The 23,682-nt window shown below is 64.1% G+C and carries 16 protein-coding genes and 3 tRNA genes; 16 read left to right on the plus strand and 3 right to left on the minus strand.

The window, feature by feature from the left end; translation table 11 throughout:
- Positions 1–209: 209 nt before the first annotated feature.
- From gltB to eno, 6 genes are all read left to right on the plus strand, one after another.
- Positions 210–4,661 carry a glutamate synthase large subunit gene (gene gltB, locus HNO52_RS02840; RefSeq protein WP_197567564.1) on the plus strand — a complete coding sequence of 1,484 codons (4,452 nt, stop codon included), beginning with the start codon at positions 210–212 and terminating at the stop codon, positions 4,659–4,661.
- A gap of 23 nt (positions 4,662–4,684) precedes the next feature.
- Complete coding sequence (locus HNO52_RS02845; RefSeq protein ID WP_197567565.1) at positions 4,685–6,106, plus strand: glutamate synthase small subunit GltD family protein; 1,422 nt, start codon at positions 4,685–4,687, stop codon at positions 6,104–6,106.
- A 121-nt stretch (positions 6,107–6,227) separates the two neighbouring features.
- The gene (locus HNO52_RS02850) at positions 6,228–6,782 is read left to right on the plus strand and encodes a cupin domain-containing protein (protein WP_197567566.1); all 555 of its coding nucleotides are present in this window, start codon (positions 6,228–6,230) and stop codon (positions 6,780–6,782) included.
- A 113-nt stretch (positions 6,783–6,895) separates the two neighbouring features.
- The gene (gene pyrG, locus HNO52_RS02855; RefSeq protein ID WP_197567567.1) at positions 6,896–8,551 is read left to right on the plus strand and encodes a CTP synthase; all 1,656 of its coding nucleotides are present in this window, start codon (positions 6,896–6,898) and stop codon (positions 8,549–8,551) included.
- 5 nt (positions 8,552–8,556) lie between these two features.
- The gene (gene kdsA / locus HNO52_RS02860) at positions 8,557–9,408 is read left to right on the plus strand and encodes a 3-deoxy-8-phosphooctulonate synthase (RefSeq protein ID WP_197567568.1); all 852 of its coding nucleotides are present in this window, start codon (positions 8,557–8,559) and stop codon (positions 9,406–9,408) included.
- Between the two features lie 92 nt (positions 9,409–9,500).
- A complete protein-coding gene (gene eno, locus HNO52_RS02865; protein ID WP_197567569.1) occupies positions 9,501–10,793 on the plus strand; it encodes a phosphopyruvate hydratase in 1,293 nt (430 codons plus the stop codon).
- Between the two features lie 479 nt (positions 10,794–11,272).
- On the opposite strand, the gene fdxA is transcribed toward eno, so the two are convergent.
- Both fdxA and mutS read right to left on the minus strand, forming a co-directional pair.
- Positions 11,273–11,596, minus strand: a complete 324-nt coding sequence (gene fdxA, locus HNO52_RS02870) for a ferredoxin FdxA (RefSeq protein ID WP_197567570.1) — start codon at positions 11,594–11,596, stop codon at positions 11,273–11,275.
- 162 nt (positions 11,597–11,758) lie between these two features.
- The gene (gene mutS / locus HNO52_RS02875) at positions 11,759–14,347 is read right to left on the minus strand and encodes a DNA mismatch repair protein MutS (protein ID WP_197567571.1); all 2,589 of its coding nucleotides are present in this window, start codon (positions 14,345–14,347) and stop codon (positions 11,759–11,761) included.
- Between the two features lie 243 nt (positions 14,348–14,590).
- Here mutS and HNO52_RS02880 point away from each other — a divergent pair, with 243 nt between their 5' ends.
- The 9 genes from HNO52_RS02880 (at position 14,591) to HNO52_RS02920 (ending at position 22,046) form a co-directional block, all read left to right on the plus strand.
- Positions 14,591–15,103 (plus strand): CinA family protein, encoded by a 513-nt coding sequence (locus tag HNO52_RS02880; RefSeq protein WP_197567572.1) that lies wholly within the window; start codon positions 14,591–14,593, stop codon positions 15,101–15,103.
- Positions 15,104–15,413: 310 nt separating this feature from the next.
- On the plus strand, positions 15,414–16,478 hold the full coding sequence (gene recA / locus HNO52_RS02885) for a recombinase RecA (protein ID WP_197567573.1): 1,065 nt from the start codon (positions 15,414–15,416) through the stop codon (positions 16,476–16,478).
- Positions 16,479–16,481: 3 nt separating this feature from the next.
- A complete protein-coding gene (locus HNO52_RS02890; protein WP_197567574.1) occupies positions 16,482–16,961 on the plus strand; it encodes a regulatory protein RecX in 480 nt (159 codons plus the stop codon).
- 174 nt (positions 16,962–17,135) lie between these two features.
- Positions 17,136–19,745, plus strand: a complete 2,610-nt coding sequence (gene alaS, locus HNO52_RS02895; protein WP_197567580.1) for an alanine--tRNA ligase — start codon at positions 17,136–17,138, stop codon at positions 19,743–19,745.
- A gap of 101 nt (positions 19,746–19,846) precedes the next feature.
- Positions 19,847–21,097 carry an aspartate kinase gene (locus HNO52_RS02900; RefSeq protein WP_167112299.1) on the plus strand — a complete coding sequence of 417 codons (1,251 nt, stop codon included), beginning with the start codon at positions 19,847–19,849 and terminating at the stop codon, positions 21,095–21,097.
- A 231-nt stretch (positions 21,098–21,328) separates the two neighbouring features.
- Positions 21,329–21,529 (plus strand): carbon storage regulator CsrA, encoded by a 201-nt coding sequence (csrA, locus tag HNO52_RS02905; RefSeq protein ID WP_197567582.1) that lies wholly within the window; start codon positions 21,329–21,331, stop codon positions 21,527–21,529.
- A gap of 100 nt (positions 21,530–21,629) precedes the next feature.
- A tRNA-Ser gene (locus tag HNO52_RS02910) sits at positions 21,630–21,722 on the plus strand.
- 68 nt (positions 21,723–21,790) lie between these two features.
- Positions 21,791–21,867 (plus strand) — tRNA-Arg (locus HNO52_RS02915).
- A gap of 102 nt (positions 21,868–21,969) precedes the next feature.
- Positions 21,970–22,046: transfer RNA gene (locus HNO52_RS02920), tRNA-Arg, on the plus strand.
- 220 nt (positions 22,047–22,266) lie between these two features.
- On the opposite strand, the gene HNO52_RS02925 is transcribed toward HNO52_RS02920, so the two are convergent.
- Positions 22,267–23,229 (minus strand): tRNA dihydrouridine synthase, encoded by a 963-nt coding sequence (locus HNO52_RS02925; RefSeq protein WP_197567584.1) that lies wholly within the window; start codon positions 23,227–23,229, stop codon positions 22,267–22,269.
- A 168-nt stretch (positions 23,230–23,397) separates the two neighbouring features.
- On the opposite strand from HNO52_RS02925, the gene HNO52_RS02930 reads away from it, so the two are divergent.
- Entirely contained in the window at positions 23,398–23,649 is a 252-nt protein-coding gene (locus HNO52_RS02930) for an OadG family protein (protein ID WP_197567586.1), read from the plus strand.
- Positions 23,650–23,682 lie beyond the last annotated feature (33 nt).

Raw genomic sequence — 23,682 nt, forward strand, 5'->3', positions numbered from 1 at the left:
TGTCTTGTCCAGCAAGTTGCGGATTTGCCGGGAGTTTTGGGGGATTTGATGAGGTGGGAAGATTGCGCGGCGGGCTAGGAAGTGTCTATGCTGGGCGTCCTTTTTCCCGTGACGTCAGCAGGCTGCTATTAGCGGCTGGAATAAAAGAAAACCATTTAAAATACTTAAAAGCTGACGTGTAGTCAATAGTCTTTCTCTGAGGCACGCCCATGAATCAAGGCCTTCATCATCCAGGCGAGTTCCGTGACAACTGTGGATTCGGCCTGATCGCACACATGGAGGGGCAGGCCAGCCACGACCTGCTGCGTACCGCCATCGAATCGCTCACCTGTATGACCCATCGCGGCGGTATCGCCGCCGATGGCAAGACCGGTGACGGCTGCGGTCTGCTGCTCAAGATGCCCGAAGGATTCATGCGCGAAATCGCCGCCGAGGCGCTTGGCCTCGAATTGGGCGAGCAGTTCGCCGTGGGCGCGGTGTTCCTGCCCGACGACGATGCCAAGGAGGCGCGGGCGCGCAGTATCCTCGAGGGCGAGCTACGTGCCTGCGGCCTGGTGATCCGCGGCTGGCGCGACGTGCCGGTGGATCCCTCCTACTGCGGCCCCATTGCGCGTGCCTGCCTGCCGCGCATACGCCACTTGTTCGTCGAGCCGGGCAAGCTCGGCGATGCCGCACGCTTCGACGTCGACCTGTTCATGGCGCGCCGCCGCGCCGAGCAGATGCTACGCGACGAGGAGGACTTCTACGTCTGCTCGTTGTCGTCGCAGGTGGTGTCGTACAAAGGCCTGGTGATGCCGGTCGATCTGCCCACCTTCTACCAGGACCTGGGTGACGCGCGACTGCAGACGGCGATCTGCGTGTTCCATCAACGCTTCTCTACCAACACCGCACCGCGCTGGCCGCTGGCCCAGCCGTTCCGCCTGCTGGCCCACAACGGCGAGATCAATACCATCGAGGCCAACCGCAGTTGGGCGAACTCGCGCAAGGAGAACTTCGTCAACGAGCGGCTGCCCGACATCGCCGAGCTCGACGAGATCGTCAACACCGTGGGCTCCGACTCATCGAGCATGGACAACATGCTCGAGGTGTTGCTGATGGGCGGCATGGAATTGCACCGTGCAGTGCGCATGATGGTGCCGCCGGCGTGGCAGAACGTCGAAACCATGAGCGGCGAACTGCGCGCCTTCTATGAATACAACTCCATGCACATGGAGCCATGGGACGGCCCCGCCGGCGTGGTCATGACAGACGGCCGCCAGGCGATCTGCATGCTCGACCGCAACGGCTTGCGTCCGGCGCGCTGGGTGATCACCAAGAACGGCTACATTACCCTGGCCTCCGAGATCGGCACCTACGATTACAAGCCCGAGGACGTGGTGGCCAAGGGTCGCGTCGGCCCCGGCCAGATCCTGGCCGTGGACACCCATACCGGTGAGGTGCTGCACACCCGGGACATCGACGAACGCCTGCAGTCCGCCTATCCCTACAAGCGCTGGCTGAAGGAGGAGGCGCACTATCTGGAGTCGGCGCTGACCGAACTTGCCAGCTTCCAGAACATGGACTCCGATGCGGTCAAGACCTGGCAGAAGATGTTCCAGGTCAGCTTCGAGGAGCGCGACCAGGTGCTGCGTCCGCTGGCCGAAAGCGGCCAGGAAGCGGTGGGCTCGATGGGCGATGACACCCCCATGGCGGTACTGTCGCGCAAGCAGCGACTGCTGACCGATTATTTCCGCCAGAAATTCGCCCAGGTCACCAACCCGCCCATCGATCCGCTGCGCGAAGCGATCGTGATGTCGCTGGAAACCTGTATCGGTGCCGAACTCAACGTGTTCAAGGCCACGCCCGAGCATGCGCATCGCATCATTCTCACCACGCCGGTGCTGTCGCCGCGCAAGTTCACCGCGCTGCTCGAACAGGACGACCCGACCTTTTCGCACCTGCGGCTGAGTCTGGGCTACGACCCGGAGCAGATGGGGCTCAAGGCGGCGCTTCTCGAACTGTGCCGCCAGGCCGAGGCCGCGGTGCACGACGGCAAGGTGATCCTGGTGCTGTCGGACGCCAATCTGGAGCAGGGGCAGCTGCCGATCCACGCCGCGCTGGCGGTGGGCGCCGTGCATCATCACCTGGGCAAGCTGGCGCTGCGCCCGCGTGCCAATATCGTGGTCGAGACCGGCTATGCGCGCGACGCGCACCAGATGGCGGTGCTGTTCGGTGTCGGCGCCACCGCGGTGTTCCCATGGCTGGCCTACCAGGTCATGGCCGACATGCATCGCACCGGCGAGCTCACCGGCAATCCGGCGGACGCCCGCGAGAACTACCGCAAGGGCATGCAGAAAGGGCTCTACAAGATCCTCTCGAAGATGGGCATTTCGACGCTGGCCTCGTATCGCGGCTCGCAGCTGTTCGAGGCGGTAGGCCTGGGCTCCGAAGTGATGGAGCTGTGCTTCTCGGGCATGGCGTCGCGCATCGAGGGCACCGGCTTCAGCGAGCTGCAGCTGCAGCAGGAGTTGCTGGCCCGCGAGGCATGGACGCCGCGCAAGGGTATCAATCAGGGCGGCCTGCTCAAGTACGTGCACGATCACGAGTACCACGCCTACAACCCCGATGTGGTCAAGTCGCTGCAGGAAGCCGTGCAGGAGGGCGACTACCGCAAGTGGAAGAAGTTTGCCCAGCTGGTCAACGAGCGCCCTGCCGCCACTCTACGCGATCTGTTGGGGCTCAAGCCCGCCGAGACGGCCTTACCGATGGAAGAGGTGGAGTCCATCGACGATCTGCTCCCGCGCTTCGACAGTGCCGGAATGTCGCTCGGTGCGCTGTCGCCGGAAGCTCACGAGGCGCTGGCCCAGGCCATGAACGAGGCCGGCGGTCGCTCCAACTCCGGCGAGGGCGGTGAGGATCCGGCACGCTACGGCACCGTTCGCAGCTCCAAGATCAAGCAGATCGCCTCGGGTCGCTTCGGCGTCACTCCGGCCTACCTGGTCAACGCCGAAGTGCTGCAGATCAAGGTGGCCCAAGGCGCCAAGCCCGGCGAAGGCGGCCAGCTGCCCGGCGGCAAGGTCAACGACCTGATCGCCAGGCTGCGCTACTCGGTGCCCGGCGTGACATTGATCTCACCGCCCCCGCACCACGACATCTACTCCATCGAGGACCTGGCGCAGCTGATCTTCGACCTCAAGCAGGTCAACCCGGAGGCGCAGGTGTCGGTCAAGCTGGTCTCCGAGCCCGGCATCGGCACCATCGCCACCGGCGTGGCCAAGGCCTACGCCGACCTGATCACCGTGTCCGGCTACGACGGCGGCACCGCGGCCAGCCCGCTGACTTCGATCAAGCACGCCGGCAGCCCCTGGGAGCTGGGCCTGCCCGAGGTGCACCAGGCGCTGCGCATCAATGGCCTGCGCGACAAGATCCGCCTGCAGACCGACGGTGGCCTGAAGACCGGCCTCGACGTGGTCAAGGCCGCGATCCTCGGTGCCGAGAGCTTCGGCTTCGGTACCGCGCCGATGGTGGCGCTGGGCTGCAAGTACCTGCGCATCTGCCATCTGAACAACTGTGCCACCGGTGTGGCCACCCAGCACCAGTACCTGCGCGACGAGCATTTCCGCGGCACCGTGGACATGGTCAAGAACTACTTCCGCTTCATCGCCGAAGAGGTGCGCGAGCTGCTGGCGATGCTGGGCGTGCGCAAGTTGACCGACCTGATCGGCCGCACCGACCTGCTCGAAGTGCTGGAGGGCGGCACCGCCTCCCAGCGCAGGCTCGACCTGACGCCGCTGCTGGCCAACGACTTCGTGCCGGCCGACGCGCCGCAGTTCTGCCAGGTGAGTCGCAACGTGCCCCATGACCCGGGCACCAAGAACCAGGAGGTGCTGGCGGCTATCGAACAGGCCATTGCCGACAAGAGCGGCGGCGAGTTCGAATTCAGCATCACCAACTGCGACCGCTCGGTTCCTGCGCTCTCCTCGGGAGCAGTGGCCAAGCACTATGGCGAGGCCGGGCTCGAGGACGCCCCGATCACGCTGCGCTTCACCGGTGTGGCCGGGCAGAGCTTCGGCGTGTGGAACGCCCGGGGGCTCAACCTCTATCTCGAAGGCGATGCCAACGACTACGTCGGCAAGGGCATGAACGGCGGCAAGGTCGTCATCGTACCGCCGCGCGGCAGCCGCTTCGAGAGCCACAAGACGGCGATCATCGGCAATACCTGCCTGTACGGGGCTACCGGCGGCAAGCTGTTCGCCGCCGGTACCGCTGGTGAGCGCTTCGGTGTACGCAACTCCGGCGCCCATGCGGTGATCGAAGGGGCCGGCGACCACTGTGGCGAGTACATGACCGGCGGCATGCTCTGCGTGCTCGGCGAGACCGGCATCAACTTCGGTGCCGGCATGACCGGTGGCTTCGCCTACGTACTCGACGAGGATCGCTCCTTCGTCGATCGCTACAACCATGAGCTAGTGGAGATCCATCGGGTCAATACCGAGGCCATGGAGGCCTACCGACGTCACCTGCGGGAGACCATCGAGGAGTTCGTGGCCGAGACCGGTTCCGCTCGGGGACGCGAAATTCTCGACGACTTCAGCGATTTCGCCCGCCATTTCTGGCTGGTCAAGCCCAAGGCGGCGAGCCTGAACAGCCTGCTCGACGAATCGCGCAGACGTCCCGAGTGAGCCGGATTCCAGGAGATACGAATATGGCCAACCGTTTGACCAGAAACGACTTCCAGTTCATCGACGTGGGGCGTCAGGATCCGCAGAAGAAGGATGCGCGCAAACGTGCGCGTGAGTTCGGCGAGATCTACGAGCCGTACAAGCCGCAGGAGGCGGCCAGCCAGTCGCACCGCTGCCTGCACTGCGGCAATCCGTACTGCGAGTGGAAGTGCCCGGTGCACAACTACATTCCCAACTGGCTGCAGCTGGTCACCGAGGGAAATATCCTCGAGGCCGCCGAGCTGTCGCACAAGACCAACTCGCTGCCCGAGGTGTGCGGTCGCGTGTGCCCGCAGGACCGCCTGTGCGAAGGCGCCTGCACGCTCAACGACGGCTTCGGCGCGGTGACCATCGGCTCGGTGGAGAAGTACATCACCGACACGGCCTTCGCCATGGGCTGGCGCCCCGACATGTCCCAGGTTACCTGGACCGACAAGAAGGTCGCCGTCATCGGCGCTGGCCCGGCAGGGCTCGGCTGTGCCGATATTCTGGTGCGCAACGGCGTGCGGCCGGTGGTGTACGACAAGTACCCCGAGATCGGCGGCCTGCTCACCTTCGGTATCCCCGAGTTCAAGCTCGACAAGACGGTGATGGAGCGTCGCCGCGCGGTGTTCGAGGAGATGGGTATCGAGTTCCGCCTCAACGTCGAGGTGGGCAAGGACATCGACTTCGACACCCTGCTCGAGGAGTACGACGCGGTATTTCTCGGCATGGGCACCTACAAGTACATGACCGGCGGCTTCCCCGGTGAGGACCTGCCCGGCGTGCACAAGGCGCTCGACTACCTGATCGCCAACGTCAACCATTGCCTGGGCTTCGAAAAGGACCCCGCCGACTATGTCTCCCTGGAAGGCCAGAAGGTGGTGGTGCTGGGCGGCGGCGACACCGCCATGGACTGCAACCGTACGGCGATTCGCCAAGGGGCTGCCACAGTGACCTGTGCCTATCGCCGTGACGAGGAGAACATGCCTGGCTCCAAGCGCGAGGTGGCCAACGCCCGCGAGGAGGGCGTCGAGTTCCTGTTCAACCGCCAGCCGGTGGCGGTGGTCGGCGAAGGCAAGGTCGAAGGGGTGAAGGTCGTGCGCACGCGCATGGGCGAGCCCGATGAGAACGGGCGCCAGCGTCCCGAGGTGGTGCCGGGCTCCGAGGAGATACTGCCGGCCGACGCCGTGGTCATCGCCTTCGGCTTCCAGCCGAGCCCGGCGCCCTGGTTCGACCGGGTCGGCATCGAGCTCGATGAGCGCGGTCGCGTGCTGGCGCCGGAGAAGGGCACCTACCCCTTCCAGACCACCAACGAGAAGATCTTCGCCGGTGGCGATATGGTGCGTGGCTCCGACCTGGTGGTCACTGCCGTGTTCGAGGGCCGCGAAGCCGGCGAGGGGATCCTCGACTACCTCGGCGTGTAAGCGCTGCCAAGCAGTTAACCGTCAACACGATTCGCCCCGGCCAAGTGCCGGGGCGTTTTCGTCCTGCAGCTTCTTTTCCTAGACTCTTGTCAGGTTCATTACTTGCCAACGAGGAGCGATCATGGACGAGACGCGAATGGATCTGGGACTTGCCGATGCGCAAGGCGAGCCGGTTGCCCCCGAGCGGCTGACCTTTGCCGATGACGGGCGCATTCCCAACAGCCGGCTGGCGGCGCTGGCCTTCCGCTCACGCGGCGTGAATCCGGTGCTCGACCGCGAAGCGATCGCCGCGCGCTTCGAGACGCTGTTCGGCGCCAACGGCTGGCGTTCGAGCTGGCGCGGCGGTGTCTACGATTATCACCACTACCACTCCATTGCCCACGAAGCGTTCGGCGTTCTTTCGGGCTGGGGCAAGCTGCGCCTGGGCGGCGAGCAGGGTGACGACGTCGAGTTGCGCACCGGCGATGCCCTGGTGCTGCCGGCGGGTACCGGCCACTGTCACCTCGAGGCCAGTGACGACTTCCTGCTGCTGGCGGCCTATCCCGAGGACCAGCGCGAGCTCGACCTGCTGCGGGCCGATCCCGCCGAGCACGATGCGGCAGTGGCGCGCATCGCCCGGGTCTCGCGGCCGACGCACGACCCGTTGGGTGGCGAGACGGCGCGCTGGTGGTCGTGAGTCCCGCTCCGCTGGCAGCAAAATTGAGCCATTGGTCGTAATCTGCTACGCTGTCGTCCCATCCTGGCGCGGCTTTCTGTCGTGCCTCATGATCACGTTTCGACAGGTTCTTCATGACACGATATATCTTCGTGACCGGCGGCGTTGTGTCCTCACTCGGCAAGGGCATCGCGTCGGCCTCGCTGGCGGCGATACTCGAGGCGCGCGGCCTCAAGGTCACCATGCTCAAGCTCGATCCCTACATCAACGTGGATCCGGGCACCATGAGCCCGTTCCAGCACGGCGAGGTGTTCGTCACCGAAGATGGCGCCGAGACCGATCTCGACCTGGGCCACTACGAGCGTTTCATTCGTACCAAGATGACCCAGGGCAACAACTTCACCACCGGCCGCGTCTACGAGCACGTGCTGCGTCGCGAGCGCCGCGGCGACTACCTGGGCGGCACGGTACAGGTGATCCCGCACATCACCGACGAGATCAAGCGCCGGGTCTATGCCGGTGGCGAGGGCTTCGACGTGGCGCTGGTGGAAATCGGCGGCACCGTGGGCGACATCGAATCGCTGCCGTTCCTCGAGTCGATCCGCCAGATCAGAAGCGAGCTCGGCGCCAGCCGCGCGCTCTTCATGCACCTGACCCTTGTGCCCTACATCAAGACCGCCGGCGAGACCAAGACCAAGCCGACCCAGCACAGCGTCAAGGAGCTGCGCTCGATCGGTATCCAGCCGGACATTCTGATCTGTCGCAGCGAAGTGGAGCTCGAGGAGACTGAGCGGCGCAAGATCGCCCTGTTCACCAACGTCGAAGAGCGCGCGGTCATCCCGCTGCAGGATGCCGACACCATCTATCGCATCCCGCTGATGCTGCATGAGCACGGCCTCGACGAGATCGTCTGCGACAAGCTGCGCATCGAGGCCGAGCCGGCCGAACTGACCGAGTGGGTCCACGTACTCGACGCCAAGCTCAACCCGCTTAAGTCGATCAACATCGCCATGGTCGGCAAGTACATGGAACTGCTCGATGCCTACAAGTCGCTCAACGAGGCATTGATCCACGCTGGCATCCAGACCCGGGTCAAGGTCAACGTCGACTATATCGACTCCGAGGACATCGAACGTCACGGCACCGAGCGCCTGGCCGGCAAGGACGCGATCCTGGTGCCCGGCGGCTTTGGCGAGCGCGGCGTGGAAGGCAAGATCGAGACGGCCCGCTACGCTCGCGAGAACGGCATTCCTTATCTTGGCATCTGCCTCGGTATGCAGGTGGCGGTGATCGAGTTCGCCCGCCACGTAGCCGGCTGGGAGGATGCCAACTCTACCGAATTCACCCACGATACCCAGCACCCGGTGGTGGGCCTGATCACCGAGTGGATCAACGCCGAGGGCAAGATCGAATTGCGCGACGAGGCCTCGGACCTGGGCGGCACCATGCGCCTGGGCGGCCAGGTCTGCCATCTCGAGCCCGGCACCAGGGCGCTCGAGGCCTACGGCAGCGACGAGATAGTCGAGCGCCACCGTCATCGCTTCGAGGTCAACAACCAGTTCGTCGAGGAATTGGTGAAAGCCGGCCTGGTGGTTTCCGGCAAGAGCGTCGACAACTCCCTGGTTGAGATGGTCGAGCTACCCGACCACCCCTGGTTCGTGGCTTGCCAGTTCCATCCCGAGTTCACCTCCACGCCACGCGACGGACACCCGTTGTTCACCGGTTTCGTCAACGCGGCGCTGGAGCACAAGGCGGCGCGCACCCGCGCCCACACCGCGCACCAGGAGTGACGACGATGTCCATACCTGAACGCGATATCTCTTTTGCCGGCCTCACCGCCGGCAATTCTTTGCCGCTGATGCTACTCGGTGGCATGAACGTGCTGGAGTCCCGCGAGCTGGCTCTCGAAGTCGCCGAGACTTATGTCGACGTCACGCGCCGGCTTGGGATGCCCTACGTGTACAAGGCCAGCTTCGACAAGGCCAACCGCAGCTCGATCCACTCCTTCCGCGGCCCCGGCCTGGAGAAGGGGCTCGAGATACTCGCCGAGGTGAAGTCGCGCTTCGGCGTTCCGGTCATCACCGACGTGCACGAGCCGTGGCAGGCCGAGCCCGTGGCCGAAGTGGCCGATATCATCCAGTTGCCGGCCTTTCTGGCGCGCCAGACCGATCTGGTGGTGGCCATGGCCCGCACCGGTGCGGTGATCAACATCAAGAAGCCGCAGTTCCTGGCGCCCCACGAGATGCGCCACATCATACGCAAGTGCGAAGAGGCGGGTAACGATCGCCTACTGCTTTGCGAGCGCGGATCGAGCTTCGGGTACAATAACCTGGTGGTCGACATGCTCGGCTTCGGTGACATGAAGCAGACCGGCTGCCCGGTCTTCTTCGACGTCACCCACTCCCTGCAGCGCCCGGGCGGGCGAGCCGACAGCGCCGGCGGTCGCCGCCAGCAGGTCGCCGAGCTGGCGCGTGCGGGTGTGGCCGTGGGACTGGCCGGGCTGTTCCTCGAAGCCCATCCGGATCCCGACAACGCCCTGTGCGACGGCCCCTGCGCGCTGCCACTGGATCAGTTGGAGCCCTTCCTGGCGCAGATGAAAGCCCTCGACGAACTGGTAAAGGGCCTGCCAGCACTGAAAATAGAATAAGAGCCGATTACCCAGGCAGCTCCTGCAGGTCGAGAGAGTAGGCGGTTCCCCATTGACTCAATCAACGCTGACTGAATGAAAGGACGACTCAGATGACCAAGATTGTCGAAATCCACGCCCTCGAGGTGCTCGATTCCCGTGGTAACCCCACCGTGCAGGCCGAAGTGCGTCTGGAGAGCGGAGCCGTGGGCGTGGCCTGCGCCCCGAGCGGTGCCTCCACCGGCTCGCGCGAGGCTCTGGAGCTGCGCGACGGCGACAAGGCGCGCTACTTGGGCAAAGGCGTTCTCAAGGCGGTGGAAGCGGTCAACGGCGCCATCCGTGAGCGTCTGGTCGGCATGGATGCCCGCGATCAGCGTGGTCTCGACAATGCCATGATCGAACTCGACGCCACCGACAACAAGGCCAAGTTCGGCGCCAATGCCATCCTTGCCGTATCGCTGGCAGCGGCCAAGGCAGCAGCCAACGCCAAGGGCATGCCGCTATACGCGCACATTGCCGAACTCTACGGCCAGCCGGGCCAGTACAGCATGCCGGTACCGATGATGAACATCCTCAACGGTGGCGAGCACGCCGACAACAACGTCGACATCCAGGAGTTCATGATCCAGCCGGTGGGTGCCGCGAACTTCCGTGAGGCACTGCGTGTCGGCGCCGAGATCTTCCATGCCCTCAAGAAGGTGCTCTCCGCGCGTGGCCTGGCCACCGCCGTGGGCGACGAGGGCGGCTTCGCGCCGAACCTGGAGTCCAACGCCGAGGCACTGGCAGTGATCAAGCAGGCGGTGAACGATGCCGGCTACGAGCTCGGTCGCGACGTCACCCTGGCGCTCGACTGCGCCTCTTCCGAGTTCTACAGGGACGGTCAGTACAACCTGTCCGGCGAAGGCAAATCCTTCGATGCCAATGGCTTCGTCGACTACCTGGCCGAACTGTGCGAGCAGTACCCGATCGTTTCCATCGAAGATGGCATGGACGAGTCCGACTGGGACGGCTGGAAGGCACTGACCGACAAGCTTGGCGACAAGGTGCAACTGGTTGGCGACGACCTGTTCGTCACCAACACCCGGATCCTCAAGCGCGGCATCGACGAGCAGATCGGCAACTCCATCCTGATCAAGTTCAACCAGATCGGCTCGCTCTCCGAGACGCTGGACGCCATCAAGATGGCCCAGGATGCCGGCTTCACCGCCGTGATCTCTCACCGCAGCGGCGAGACCGAGGACACCACCATTGCCGACCTGGCGGTGGGCACTTCGGCCGGCCAGATCAAGACCGGCTCGCTGTGCCGCTCCGACCGGGTCGCCAAGTACAACCGTCTGCTGGTGATCGAGCAGCAGCTCGGCGAGCGCGTCTCTTACCCGGGTCGTTCGGCGATCAAGGGGCAGTGATTTGACCTCTTGGCCGACGACATCGCTGACTTTCTTGTAGGATATTGACTACAAAAAGGCGACGTTCTAAGCCTATTTTGGTGCGAGAAGGCCGATGCCGAAGGTATCGGCCTTGTTCTATCCCATTGTTTTGTCGGTCTTGTTTCTTCTACTGTCAACCAAGGTAAGGGGCGCGAGGTTGCTAGCAGGCAACTTGCGTCCTATAGCGAAAATGCCAGAATGCACATGGGACAAGGCAGAGCGGGAGGCTCTCCAGCAGGATGCAACGGGATGCTATTTACGTGGCACGCCTGGTGTGACAGGAAGTCGCCTCTGGGCAAGGACGTTGCCGCAGGAGAGGGGGCGGAGGGAACCGCCCAAGGAAGTGCTGGGAGCCGGGCGACCTTAGGGTCGCCTTTTTTTGGTTCGTGCCAGTACGAATCAATGCACCGAATGCCGGCTGGCTTTCGGTGCATGAGGCAGGTCGCGTCTAGGCGGGCTCAGCGTTCCAGATACTGCAGCTTGCCGGGCTTGCCATCCCACTCTTCGGCGTCAGCAGGCGGATCCTGCTTTTCCGCAATGTTGGGCCATACCTCGGAGAGCTCTGCATTGATGGCGATGAACTCCTCCTGACCTTCCGGCAGTTCGTCCTCCGAGAAGATCGCCTCGGCAGGGCACTCCGGTTCGCACAGGGCACAGTCGATGCACTCGTCCGGGTGGATCACCAGGAAGTTGGGCCCCTCGTAGAAGCAGTCCACCGGGCAGACCTCGACGCAGTCGGTGTACTTGCACTTGATGCAGTTTTCGGTGACGACAAAGGTCATGCCTGTCTCCCTCCTCGCAGCCGGGTCGTGCCCTTCCCGGTTGGTGATGTTCGGTATCAGTCTTAAGCCTGATAGTTATAAAAAATAAACTTTTTATAAGCATGAATTCGTTGGACGCTTCATTCTAGTCATGCCTAAAGGCCTGAGCAAGCCGCACGAAGCCTAGAGCCGCTCACGCCAGGTATAGATCAGCTCAAGGGCCTGGCGCGGTGACAATCCATCCGGATCCAGATCGGCCAAGGCGTCGAGTAGCGGATGCGGTGCGCTGGCAAAAAGGTCGCTCTGAAGCGGCTTGGCATCATCTGCCGAATGCGTGCTGCCGCGGCTGCTCTGGTCGACCTCCTGTTGCTCGAGCTGAGACAATTTGTCGCGAGCCCGGGCGATGACCGACTGCGGCACGCCGGCCAACTGTGCCACCTGCAAGCCATAGCTCTGGCTGGCGGGACCCTCCTCCACGCGATGCATGAATACGATGCCATCGCGGTGCTCCGCAGCGGTGAGGTGCACGTTGGCCACACCCTCGGCCTGGTCGGACAGCGCCGTCATCTCGAAGTAATGCGTCGCAAACAGCGTGAACGCCCGCGTGCGGGTCAGGTGCTCGGCGCTGGCCCAGGCCAGCGACAGGCCATCGAAGGTGCTGGTGCCGCGACCGATCTCGTCCATCAGCACCAGGCTGTGGTCGGTGGCGTTGTGCAGAATGTTGGCGGTCTCGGTCATCTCCACCATGAAGGTGGAGCGCCCGCCGGCGAGGTCGTCCGACGAGCCGATGCGCGTGAAGATGCGATCCACCGGGCCGATGCAGGCCTCGTCGGCGGGGACGAAGCTGCCGGTATGGGCGAGCAGCGTGATCAGTGCCGCCTGCCGCATGTAGGTCGATTTACCGCCCATGTTGGGACCGGTGATGACCAGCATGCGGCGGTTGTCGTCGAGCATCAGGTCGTTGGGCACGAAAGGCGAGTCGCTGACGTGTTCCACCACCGGATGACGCCCGCCACGAATCTCGATGCCCGGCGACTCGGCGAGCCGTGGCCGCGAGAAGCCGAGTGCTTGGGCGCGCTCGGCGAAGGCCGCCATCACATCCAGCGCGGCCAGGGCGCGGCCGCTGCCCTGCAGGGCGCCAAGCTCACCGTTGAGCGAGTCGAGCAGGCCGTCGTAGAGCAGCTTCTCGCGAGCCAGGGCGCGAGACTTGGCCGACAGTGCCTTGTCCTCGAACTCCTTGAGTTCGGGAATGATGAAGCGTTCGGCATTCTTCAGGGTCTGGCGGCGCACATAGTCGACCGGCGCTTCGCGGGCCTGGGCGCGGGGAATTTCGATGTAATAGCCATGCACGCGGTTGTAGCCCACCTTGAGGCCGGCCAGGCCGGTACGCTCACGCTCGCGAACCTCGAGCTGCACCAGATAGTCACCGGCGTGCTCGGCCAGTCCTCGATAGTCGTCGAGTTCGGCGTCGAAGCCCTCGCGAATGACGCCGCCGTCGCGGATCACCACCGGCGGGTTGTCGTTGAGCCCGCGAGCGAGCATGTCGGCTAGCTCCGGATAGGGCCGGATATGGTGGGCCAACTCGTCGAGCGCGGTTCCTTCGCTGTAACCCTGCAGTTCGCGCTGCAGTTCCGGCAGCGCCAGCAGGGCGTCACGCAGGCGGGCGAGATCGCGCGGCCGGGCACTGTAGAGCGCCACCCTGGCGAGAATGCGTTCGACGTCGCCGATCGCCTTGAGTTGCTCGCGCAGGGCCACGAAGCCCTCCTGCTCCAGCAGCAGGGCGACCGCCGCCTGGCGGCCCTGCACCTGGGTACGTTCGCGCAGCGGGCGGTTGAGCCAACGCTTGAGCAGCCTTGAGCCCATGGCGGTGGCGGTGGTGTCGAGTACGCTTGCCAGCGTATTGTCGCCGCCGCCGCCGAGGTTGATGTCGATCTCCAGGTTGCGCCGGCTGGCGGCGTCGATGACCACGGCGTCGTCGCGATTCTCCACACCCAGCGCGGTGACGTGGGGCAAGCGCGAGCGTTGAGTGTCACGTGCATACTCCACCAGCACCCCGGCGGCGGTGAGGGCGGCCTCGAGATGGGCGCAGCCGAAGCCGCGCAGGTCCTGCACCTCGAACTGATCGCATAGCAGACGCGTGGCGGATTCGAGATCGAACAGCCAGTCACTCTGGCGACGCAGGCCCTGCCGGCCTTCCAGGGCGGGTGGCAGCGACAAGCTCTCGGGTAGGAGCAGCTCGGCGGGGTCGAGGCGTTGCAGCTCGGCGAGCATGTCGCCTTCGCCCTCGACCTCGAGCACGCTGAAGCGACCGCTGGAGAGTTCCAGCCAGGCAATGCCCCAGCAGTTGCCGGCCGGGTGCACGGCTACCAGCAGGTTGTCGCGGCGGGCGTCGAGCAGTGCCTCGTCGTAGAGCGTACCGGGCGTGACGATGCGCACCACCTTGCGCTCAACGGGGCCTTTGCTGGCCGCCGGGTCACCGAACTGCTCGCAGATCGCCACCGACTCGCCGGCCTTCACCAGGCGCGCCAGGTAGCCTTCGGCGCTGTGGTAGGGCACGCCGGCCATGGGAATCGGCTTGCCGGCGGACTGACCGCGCTGGGTCAGGGTGATGTCGAGCAGGGCCGCGGCGCGCCTGGCGTCGTCGAAGAACAGCTCATAGAAATCGCCCATTCGATAGAACAGCAGCACATCGGGGTGCTCGCGCTTGATCCTGAGGTACTGGGCCATCATCGGCGTATGGCTCGGCACATCCGTCTTGACCGCGTCGTTCATGCTTTCTCGGCTGGCTCGTCGGTTGGGTGGGGCATGGGAGGGACAAGATTACCACGCGCTGCCCATGGTCGACATGCCGTAACGACCCTCTCCCGACGGTGCTTTGCCGATGGCTGCCAATGCGGAAGCGGCGGTCGTTTATCCTCTACCTGCTACCGACGGAAAGGATGCGCTATGGTGGCAGGCAATCGCAGGTCCTGCGTCCGGCGCCTGCGTCGACCCTCTCGAACCAAGGAGCGTTACATGCCACACAGTGCCTCCAGCCTAGCCAACCTCGACCTCGCTACGCTCGCCGAACGGCTCGGGCGCCGCTGCCGCGAGCATGGGGTCAGTATCACCGCGGCCGAATCGTGCACCGGCGGCGGGGTAGCCAGTGCCATCACCTCGGTGTCCGGTAGTTCGGACTACTTCGAAACCGGCTACGTGACCTACTCCAATGCGGCCAAGGCGCGCCTGCTTGGCGTGCCCGAAGCGCTGATCGCCCAGCATGGCGCCGTCAGCCAGCCAGTGGTGAAGGCCATGGTGGCGGGTGCCTGTCGCGACAGCGGGGCCAAGCTCGGCGTGGCGATCAGCGGAGTGGCCGGCCCCGAAGGCGGTACGCCGGAAAAACCGGTGGGCACCGTGTGGCTGGCCTGGGGCGGCGAGACACGGCAACAAGCCGAGTGTTTCCAGTTTCCCGGTGACCGCCGCGCGGTGCGCGAGCGGGCAGTGCGCGAGGCCATCGTCGGGCTGATTCGCTACCTGGAGGCCGGCTAGGAACCTGTCGGACTTAACGCTGATCTACTACGAGATCCGGTCTTTTCGGCCAATTTGATTCGATCTGATTCGTTGTATAGCGGGCTATTCGCCTTATCAGATCGATAAACTTATCTCGAAATCCAAATCTCTCGTGACGATCGGTCAAATCCGACAGGCTCCTAGATCGTATTCATCGAGTGGCTAGTCGCGCAGTGAATTTTTCGTCATACTACTGGCCAACCATACAGTGTCCAGGCGAGCTCCCCGTTGGCAGCCCGCCATTCATTTTGCACCTGCAAGCATCAGCGAGTTCTGCGAGGAGAGCCTCATGGCACAGGATGAAAACCGTTCCAAGGCATTGAATGCCGCCCTTTCCCAGATCGAGCGCCAGTTCGGCAAGGGCACCGTGATGCGCCTGGGCGATACGCCACGGGTGGTGATGCCCTCGGTGTCGACCGGCTCGCTGGGGCTGGACATCGCACTGGGCATCGGCGGCCTGCCCTACGGTCGCGTAGTGGAGATCTTCGGTCCGGAATCCTCGGGCAAGACCACCCTGACCCTGTCGGTGATCGCCCAGGCCCAGAAACAGGGCAAGACCTGCGCCTTCATCGATGCCGAACACGCGCTCGACCCGAGCTACGCCGAGAAGCTCGGCGTCAACCTCGACGATCTGCTGGTTTCGCAGCCGGACACCGGCGAGCAGGCGCTGGAGATCTGCGACATGCTGGTGCGCTCCGGCGGCGTCGACGTGATCATCATCGATTCGGTGGCGGCGTTGACCCCGCGCGCCGAGATCGAGGGCGAGATGGGCGACTCCCACGTCGGCCTGCAGGCGCGCCTGATGTCCCAGGCGCTGCGCAAGATCACCGGCCACATCAAGAACGCCAACTGCATGGTGGTGTTCATCAACCAGATCCGCATGAAGATCGGCGTGATGTTCGGCAGCCCCGAGACCACCACCGGTGGCAACGCGCTCAAGTTCTACGCCAGCGTGCGCCTGGATATCCGCCGCACCGGCTCGGTCAAGCAGGGCGACGAGGTGACCGGCAACGAGACTCGCGTCAAGGTGGTGAAGAACAAGGTGGCCCCGCCGTTCCGCCAGGCCGAGTTCCAGATCCTCTACGGCAAGGGTATCTACCATGCCGGCGAAGTGGTGGACCTGGGCGTGCAGTGCAACCTGGTCGACAAGGCCGGTGCCTGGTACAGCTACAAGGGCAACAAGATCGGCCAGGGCAAGGCCAACGCCGCCCAGTTCCTCGAGGACAACCCGGCGGTCATGGAAGAGATCGAGAGCCAGATCCGCGGCCAATTGCTGGCCACGGTCGCGCCCAAGGAAGAGGAGGCCGGGGAGCCGGTGGCGGCTGACGCCGAGCGCGAGGACGACCTGCTCTAAGCCATGTCTGCCCAGTCCGAAGCGCGTGCGTCGTCCCCACGGGACGACGCCATCCGCCTACTGGCCCGGCGCGAGTACTCCCGCGCCGAACTGGCGCAGCGACTGGCCGCCCGTGCCCACTCGCCGGAAGCGATCGATGCCTGCCTCGACGCGCTGGCAGCCGAGGGGTTGCAGTCCGATGCGCGCTTTGCCGAGAGTTTCCTGCGTTCCCGCGTGATGCGCGGCCAGGGGCCGCTCAAGGTGCGTGCCGAATTCGAACGGCGCGGCATCGAGCGCTCCCTGGTCGCCACGACCCTGGCCGAGGCCGAGCAGGCAGGCGAGGTCGACTGGTTCGAACTGGCTGCCGAGGCACTGTCCCGGCGCTTCACACATCCCGGTGACTCCCCGCGCGAGCGCGCCCGCCGCGAGCGCTTCCTGGCCTCTCGCGGCTTCGCTTTCGAGCAGATTCGCCATGCTCTGGAGCGTCTCGGCGCTGAAGAATGAATCCCAGCTTGAGTGCTTCCCCTTTAGTCGCTTGACAACTGCGCTATAATGCCTCCCTTTGCGAACGCCCTTGGTGGCGCTCCTGACACGCCAAGGCGTGCGATTTCGGCCATGCGAAGCGACGCCGAGCGCGCCTGCCCATCGGGTGACCACGCTCATCGCCACGGATATGCCATGAAAAGCGCAGACATCAGACAGGCCTTTCTGAGTTACTTCGAAGAGCACGGCCACACCATCGTGCCGTCGAGCTCCCTGGTGCCGGGCAACGACCCGACGCTGTTGTTCACCAATGCCGGCATGGTGCCGTTCAAGGATGTCTTCCTCGGCCGTGACCCGCGCCCCTACGTGCGTGCCACCTCGGCACAGCGCTGCGTGCGCGCTGGAGGCAAGCACAACGATCTGGACAACGTCGGCTACACCGCCCGCCATCACACCTTCTTCGAGATGCTGGGCAACTTCAGCTTCGGCGACTACTTCAAGCAAGATGCCATCCGTTTTGCCTGGGAGTTCCTGACCCAACGCCTGGGTCTGCCGGCCGAAAAGCTGTGGGTCACGGTGCACGTCAGCGACGACGAAGCGGAGAAAATCTGGAAAGAGGAGATCGGCGTCGACCCGCAGCGCTTCTCCAAGCTCGACGAGGACAACTTCTGGCAGATGGGCGATACCGGTCCCTGCGGGCCGAGCTCGGAGATCTTCTACGATCATGGTCCCGAGGTATGGGGTGGGCCTCCCGGCAGCCCCGAGGAGGATGGCGATCGCTACATCGAGATCTGGAACCTGGTATTCATGCAGTTCGACCGCGATGCCACCGGCAAGCTGAACCCGCTGCCAAAGCCCTCGATCGATACCGGGATGGGCCTCGAGCGGGTCTCCGCGGTGATGCAGGGCGTGCATTCGAACTACGAGATCGACCTGTTCCAGAACCTGCTCGAGGCGGCGGCCCGTCACACCGGTCATGGCGATACCACCGCGCCCTCGTTGCGCGTCATCGCCGACCATATTCGCTCCTGCGCCTTCCTCATCGCCGACGGCGTGCTGCCTTCCAACGAGGGGCGCGGCTATGTGCTGCGCCGAATCATCCGGCGCGCCATTCGCCACGGTCACAAGCTGGGCGCCCAGGGCAGCTTCTTTCACAAGCTCGTCGGGGCGCTCGACGCCGAGATGGGCGATGCCTATCCCGAGCTGCGCGAGGCACGCCACCAGATCGAGCGCATTCTGCTCAAGGAGGAGGAGCAGTTCGCCCGCACCCTCGAGCACGGCATGGGTCTGCTCGAGGAGGCGCTTGCCGCTCTCGCCGGCGACGTGCTGCCGGGCGAGACGGTGTTCAAGCTCTACGACACCTACGGCTTCCCCTATGACCTGACCGCCGACGTCTGCCGTGAGCGCGGCGTGACTCTCGACGAAGCGGGTTTTGAGCGTGAACTCGAGGCCCAGCGCGAGCGCGCCCGGGCCGCCAGCCAATTCGGCGCCGACTACGCTGCAGCGCTGGAGCTCGAGGGCGAGACCACCTTCACCGGCTATGACAAGCTCGAGGATAGCGCCACCGTCACCGCCATCGTCGACCGCGAAGGCAATGCCCTGGTGGCGCTCGAGCCCGAGCAGCGAGGCATCGTGGTGCTCGACCGCACGCCCTTCTACGGCGAATCGGGCGGCCAGGTAGGCGACACCGGTTACTTGCACCTCGAGGGCGGCCGCTTCCTGGTCACCGATACCCAGAAGCAGGGTGGCCACCACCTGCACCATGGTGTGCTGCTGGAAGGCCGCCTCGACGTAGGTGCCGAGGTGCGTCCCCAGGTCGACGCCAAACTGCGTGGGGCCACCCTGCGCAACCACTCCGCGACCCACCTGATGCACAAGGCACTGCGCCTGGTGCTGGGCGATCACGTGCAGCAGAAGGGCTCGCTGGTCACGCCCGAGCGGTTGCGCTTCGATTTCAGCCATTTCGAGGCGATGACCCCCGAGCAGCTGGCAGAAGTCGAGCGCCTGGTCAACGAACAGGTACTCGCCAATGCGCCGACGCGTATCGAGCAGATGACTCTCGACCAGGCAAAGGCCAAGGGCGCGGCGGCGCTGTTCGAGGCCAAGTACGCCGACAGCGTGCGGGTGCTGACCATCGGCGCCGACGACTTCTCCATCGAGCTGTGCGGTGGCACCCATGTCGCCCGCAGCGGCGACATCGGCTGCTTCCACATCGTCAGCGAGCAGGGTATCGCCGCGGGCGTGCGCCGCATCGAGGCGATTACCGGCGAGGGCGCGCTGGCCTGGTTCCACGAACAGGAGGCTCGCCTGGTACGCGTCGGTGAGCGCCTCAGGGCCAAGCCGGAGCAGGTCGAGGAGCGTGTCGAGTCGCTGGTGGAGCGTAACCGCAGCCTGGAGAAGGAGCTGGAGCGGCTCAAGGCCAAGCTGGCCAGTGCCGCCGGCAGTGACATGCTCAGCCAGGCGCGCGAAGTGGGCGGCGTCAAGGTGCTGGCCACGCGGCTCGAGGGCGTTTCCGCCAAGGAGCTGCGCGGCGTGCTGGACCAGCTCAAGAACAAGCTTGGGTCGGGCATCGTGGTGCTCGGCGTGAGCGACAAGGAGACCGGCAAGGTAAGTTTGATCGCGGGTGTCACCGACGACCTGACCGCCAGGGTCAAGGCCGGCGAGCTGGTCAACCACGTGGCCTCCCAGGTCGGCGGCAAGGGTGGCGGTCGCCCCGACATGGCCCAGGCCGGGGGCAGTGACGCCGCGGCCCTGCCGGCAGCGCTGGAGAGCGTTCCCGCCTGGGTCGAACAGCAGCTGCAGTAAGGCGATGCAGGGCCGGCGACCGACATGTCCCGGCCCTTCGACTTTGGACGACTTTCACTCATACGAGCGTGCTTCGCTCGACAAGCGAGGGAAAACCGTAGATGGCACTATACGTACAGAAATTCGGCGGCACCTCGGTGGGCTCCGTGGAGCGCATCAAGGCCGTAGCCGAGAAGGTCAAGGGCTTCCGTGACGATGGCCATCAGGTCGTGGTCGTGGTTTCCGCCATGAGCGGCGAGACCAACCGCCTGATTGGCATGGCCAACGAGATCAACGACGAGCCTACGCCGCGCGAGATGGACATGCTGGTTTCCACCGGCGAGCAGGTGACCATCTCGCTGCTGGCGCTCGCCCTGCACAAGCTCGGCGTGCCGGCGACCTCCTATACCGGCTCCCAAGTCGGCATCCTCACCGACAGCGCCCACACCAAGGCGCGTATCCAGCGTATCGAGACCGACGAGATGCGCGACGATCTGGACGAAGGCAAGGTGGTGGTGGTGGCCGGTTTCCAGGGCGTCGACGAGGAGGGCAACATCACCACCCTCGGTCGCGGCGGCTCCGATACTACCGGGGTGGCGCTGGCCGCCGCGCTGGGCGCCGACGAGTGCCAGATCTACACCGATGTGGATGGCGTCTACACCACCGATCCTCGCGTGTGCTCCAAGGCCCAGCGCCTCGACAGCATCACCGTCGAAGAGATGCTTGAGCTGGCGAGTCTCGGCTCCAAGGTGCTGCAGATCCGCTCGGTGGAGTTCGCCGGCAAGTACAATGTCCCGCTGCGTGTGCTGTCCAGTTTTCAGGATGGCCCCGGCACCCTGATCGTTGCTGAATCCGACCAAGACGAGGACTCCATGGAAGAACCGCTGATCTCAGGCATCGCCTTCACCGCCAACGAAGCCAAGCTGACCCTGCTCAATACGCCGGATGTGCCGGGTGTCGCCTCGCGTATTCTCGGCCCGATCGCCGATGCCAACATCGAAGTCGACATGATCGTGCAGAACGTGGCGCCGGCCGGTGATTACACCGATTTCACCTTCACCGTGGCCAAGGGCGACTACAAGAAGACTTTGAAGATCCTCGAGGAGCAGGTGATCCCCGACCTGGGTGGTGGCGAGGTCAACGGCGACGACAACATCGCCAAGGTTTCGCTGGTCGGCGTCGGAATGCGCTCGCATGCAGGCGTCGCCTCCAAGATGTTCCGCGTCCTGGCGGACGAGAACATCAACATCCGCATGGTCTCCACCTCGGAAATCAAGATATCCGTAGTGATCGACGAAAAGCAGATGGAACTCGCCGTGCGTGCCCTGCATACCGCTTTCGGTCTGGACAAGAGCGACATCGAAAGCGAATAGGGAATCAACAAGTATTTTAACAATGTAGGGACGACTAGCCGCGGATGCCTGTTCTACGCTGGGGGAAGTCCGCTACGCTGAGCGGCCCGGCTTCCCTTCAACGCTGTCATGATGTCATGGTGGGGTTGGTGGTGGTGCACGGTGGCCTAAATGTTACATAATGCAAGCAGCAACTAAGCGTCGGGGATCGACGCGCATCCCGTTGCTAGTCGTCTGAGAAGGAGATCAGTCATGCTCATCCTGACCCGCCGAGTCGGTGAAACGCTGATGATCGGTGATGACATCACCGTGACCGTCCTTGGCGTCAAGGGCAATCAGGTCCGCATTGGGGTCAATGCGCCCAAGGATGTCGCCGTACATCGAGAAGAGATCTACCAGCGCATTCAGCGTGAGAAGTCCGAGGGAGAGGGGGGCAACAGCTCCTCTACGTGAGTACGTGCCCGCTTGCAGTCGTTTGGTGTAGAGAAACAAATAGCTGAATACGCTGGACAAAGGGGCACGAAAACGATAGGATATGCGCCGTGTCGTTGAGGGAGAGGTGGCCGAGTGGCTGAAGGCGCTCCCCTGCTAAGGGAGTATGGGGTTTATAGCCCCATCGAGGGTTCGAATCCCTCCCTCTCCGCCATGCGACACGTTGCCGTAATTCGAAGCGCGAAGTGGTTAAAAGCGTGGGATAGTTCGAAGCGTGATGATGCGCCCGTAGCTCAGCTGGATAGAGTACCTGACTACGAATCAGGTGGTCGGAGGTTCGAATCCTCCCGGGCGCGCCACGAATGACGAAGTGAACATGTACGTTCGAGTTTGGATGTGTGGGTTCTCGTCATGCGATTCGAAGCAAGGCATCAATAGCAAGAACGTCGTTCTTGTCGTCAGCGCCCGTAGCTCAGCTGGATAGAGTACCTGACTACGAATCAGGTGGTCGGAGGTTCGAATCCTCCCGGGCGCGCCAGATTGCGACCCGTCCTCGTTTCGAGGGCGGGTCTTCTGCTTTGGGCCCTGCGCTTTTTCGCTGGGGCATGCGTATCGACTAGCCGAGCCGGCATGGATGGTGCCGGTCGTGCGATCGTTTGGGTGCCCTCGCGAATCGATGGGCACCTTTTTTTGGCCTATCCTTCTGTCCTTCTGGCCTGTCTGTTCGGAGCTGTCGTCGCCTTACTGCGTAGTTGGCCTCAGGCGGGTTCGAGGCTGTAGTGCTTGCATTCCGACCGCTCGGAGCCAAGCCCGGCCAGCAGTGCCTCAAGCTCATTGATGCGCTTGATCGCCTGGAAGCGTCTGGCCGCCTCGGCATCTCGCTGGCGCATGTGATTCAGCCATTGCTTGATCAGGGACGTGACAACCCGGTCGGGAATTGTGATACGCTGCAATGCAGCAAATTCGCTCAGAATGGCGGCGCGTGCCTGCCACGGCGTGGCAGGAAGTGACTCTCCGGTCGCCAACCAGTGGCGTATGCGCGGTGCCAGCCATGGGTCGGCGAGAGCGCCGCGCCCTAGCATGACGTCGCGGCAGCCGGAGAGAGTGCGGGCTTTCCAATAGTCCTCGAGGCTCCAGATGTCGCCGTTTGCGACGATGGGGATGCGCAGGTGCCGGCGGATGCGGCCGATCCACTCCCAGTGGGCCGGAGGGCGATAGCCCTCGTCGCGGGTGCGCGCGTGCACGGCCAGTCGCGAAGCGCCGCCGTCTTCCGCGGCTTTGGCGCAGTCCAGTGCCAGGCGTCGATGGGAGAAGCCTAGGCGGATCTTGGCCGTGACCGGTACCTGGTTGCCCACGGCATCGTAAACGGCCGACACGGCAGCCTGGACGCGGCGCGGGTCGCGCAATAGCGAAGCACCACCGTCATGACGGTTGACCAGCTTGGCCGGGCAGCCGAAATTGAGATCGATCTCGCGGGCACCGAGACGCAGTGCTTGCTCGGCGTTGGCTGCCAGCGCCGCCGGGTCACTGCCCAGCAGCTGCAATGCCACCGGAACGCCTGAGGGCGTCGTCACGTCCTGGTCGAGCTCGGGGCAGTGGCGCAGGAAAACGCGCGGCGGCAGTTGCGCATCGACGACGCGGACGAACTCTGTCACCGTCCAGTCGAAGCCGGGGCGACGGGTCAGCAGATCGCGGGTATGGGCATCAATCACCCCCTCCATGGGGGCGAGTCCGATCCGACCTTGTAGTAAAACAACAACTTTGTCTTCCACCATGACGCGCTTGCAATATATCCAGAGTGTGGCAGTTTATATGGCCGACATTTACCGCTTGGCGACATGTTTGCGTCATTTCGCAGGCAGGTCGCGAAGGATGAAGAAGGAGTGAGCATGCAGGACAAGCAGTTGCTACTCGACGGCCTGGCCCTGATGGGGGTCGGCATGGGGTTCGTTTTTGTTTTTCTTACGATTCTCGTGCTGATCACGACTCTGATGTCGAGGATCGTCTGCCGCTTCGCGCCAGCTCCCGTGCCTCCGGCCCCCATGCCGACATCGACTTCCTCCGGCACAGCGGATGACGCCCAGCTTACGGCCGTCATCAGCGCCGCCGTCCATCGCTATCGCCGTCGCCATCGCCGCTGACCGGCGCCGCGAAGGGTAATACTACTACACAAC

The organism is Halomonas sp. MCCC 1A13316 (genome assembly GCF_014931605.1).
Lineage (GTDB): Bacteria > Pseudomonadota > Gammaproteobacteria > Pseudomonadales > Halomonadaceae > Halomonas.

Coding starts and splice junctions, on each gene's coding strand:
- eno (WP_197567569.1), top strand. CDS start 9,501: ATGACCAAGATTGTCGAAATCCACGCCCTCGAGGTGCTCGATTCCCGT.
- csrA (WP_197567582.1), top strand. CDS start 21,329: ATGCTCATCCTGACCCGCCGAGTCGGTGAAACGCTGATGATCGGTGAT.
- HNO52_RS02845 (WP_197567565.1), top strand. CDS start 4,685: ATGGCCAACCGTTTGACCAGAAACGACTTCCAGTTCATCGACGTGGGG.
- HNO52_RS02850 (WP_197567566.1), top strand. CDS start 6,228: ATGGACGAGACGCGAATGGATCTGGGACTTGCCGATGCGCAAGGCGAG.
- HNO52_RS02925 (WP_197567584.1), bottom strand. CDS start 23,229: ATGGAGGGGGTGATTGATGCCCATACCCGCGATCTGCTGACCCGTCGC.
- pyrG (WP_197567567.1), top strand. CDS start 6,896: ATGACACGATATATCTTCGTGACCGGCGGCGTTGTGTCCTCACTCGGC.
- HNO52_RS02930 (WP_197567586.1), top strand. CDS start 23,398: ATGCAGGACAAGCAGTTGCTACTCGACGGCCTGGCCCTGATGGGGGTC.
- HNO52_RS02890 (WP_197567574.1), top strand. CDS start 16,482: ATGTCTGCCCAGTCCGAAGCGCGTGCGTCGTCCCCACGGGACGACGCC.
- recA (WP_197567573.1), top strand. CDS start 15,414: ATGGCACAGGATGAAAACCGTTCCAAGGCATTGAATGCCGCCCTTTCC.
- fdxA (WP_197567570.1), bottom strand. CDS start 11,596: ATGACCTTTGTCGTCACCGAAAACTGCATCAAGTGCAAGTACACCGAC.
- kdsA (WP_197567568.1), top strand. CDS start 8,557: ATGTCCATACCTGAACGCGATATCTCTTTTGCCGGCCTCACCGCCGGC.
- alaS (WP_197567580.1), top strand. CDS start 17,136: ATGAAAAGCGCAGACATCAGACAGGCCTTTCTGAGTTACTTCGAAGAG.
- gltB (WP_197567564.1), top strand. CDS start 210: ATGAATCAAGGCCTTCATCATCCAGGCGAGTTCCGTGACAACTGTGGA.
- mutS (WP_197567571.1), bottom strand. CDS start 14,347: ATGAACGACGCGGTCAAGACGGATGTGCCGAGCCATACGCCGATGATG.
- HNO52_RS02900 (WP_167112299.1), top strand. CDS start 19,847: ATGGCACTATACGTACAGAAATTCGGCGGCACCTCGGTGGGCTCCGTG.
- HNO52_RS02880 (WP_197567572.1), top strand. CDS start 14,591: ATGCCACACAGTGCCTCCAGCCTAGCCAACCTCGACCTCGCTACGCTC.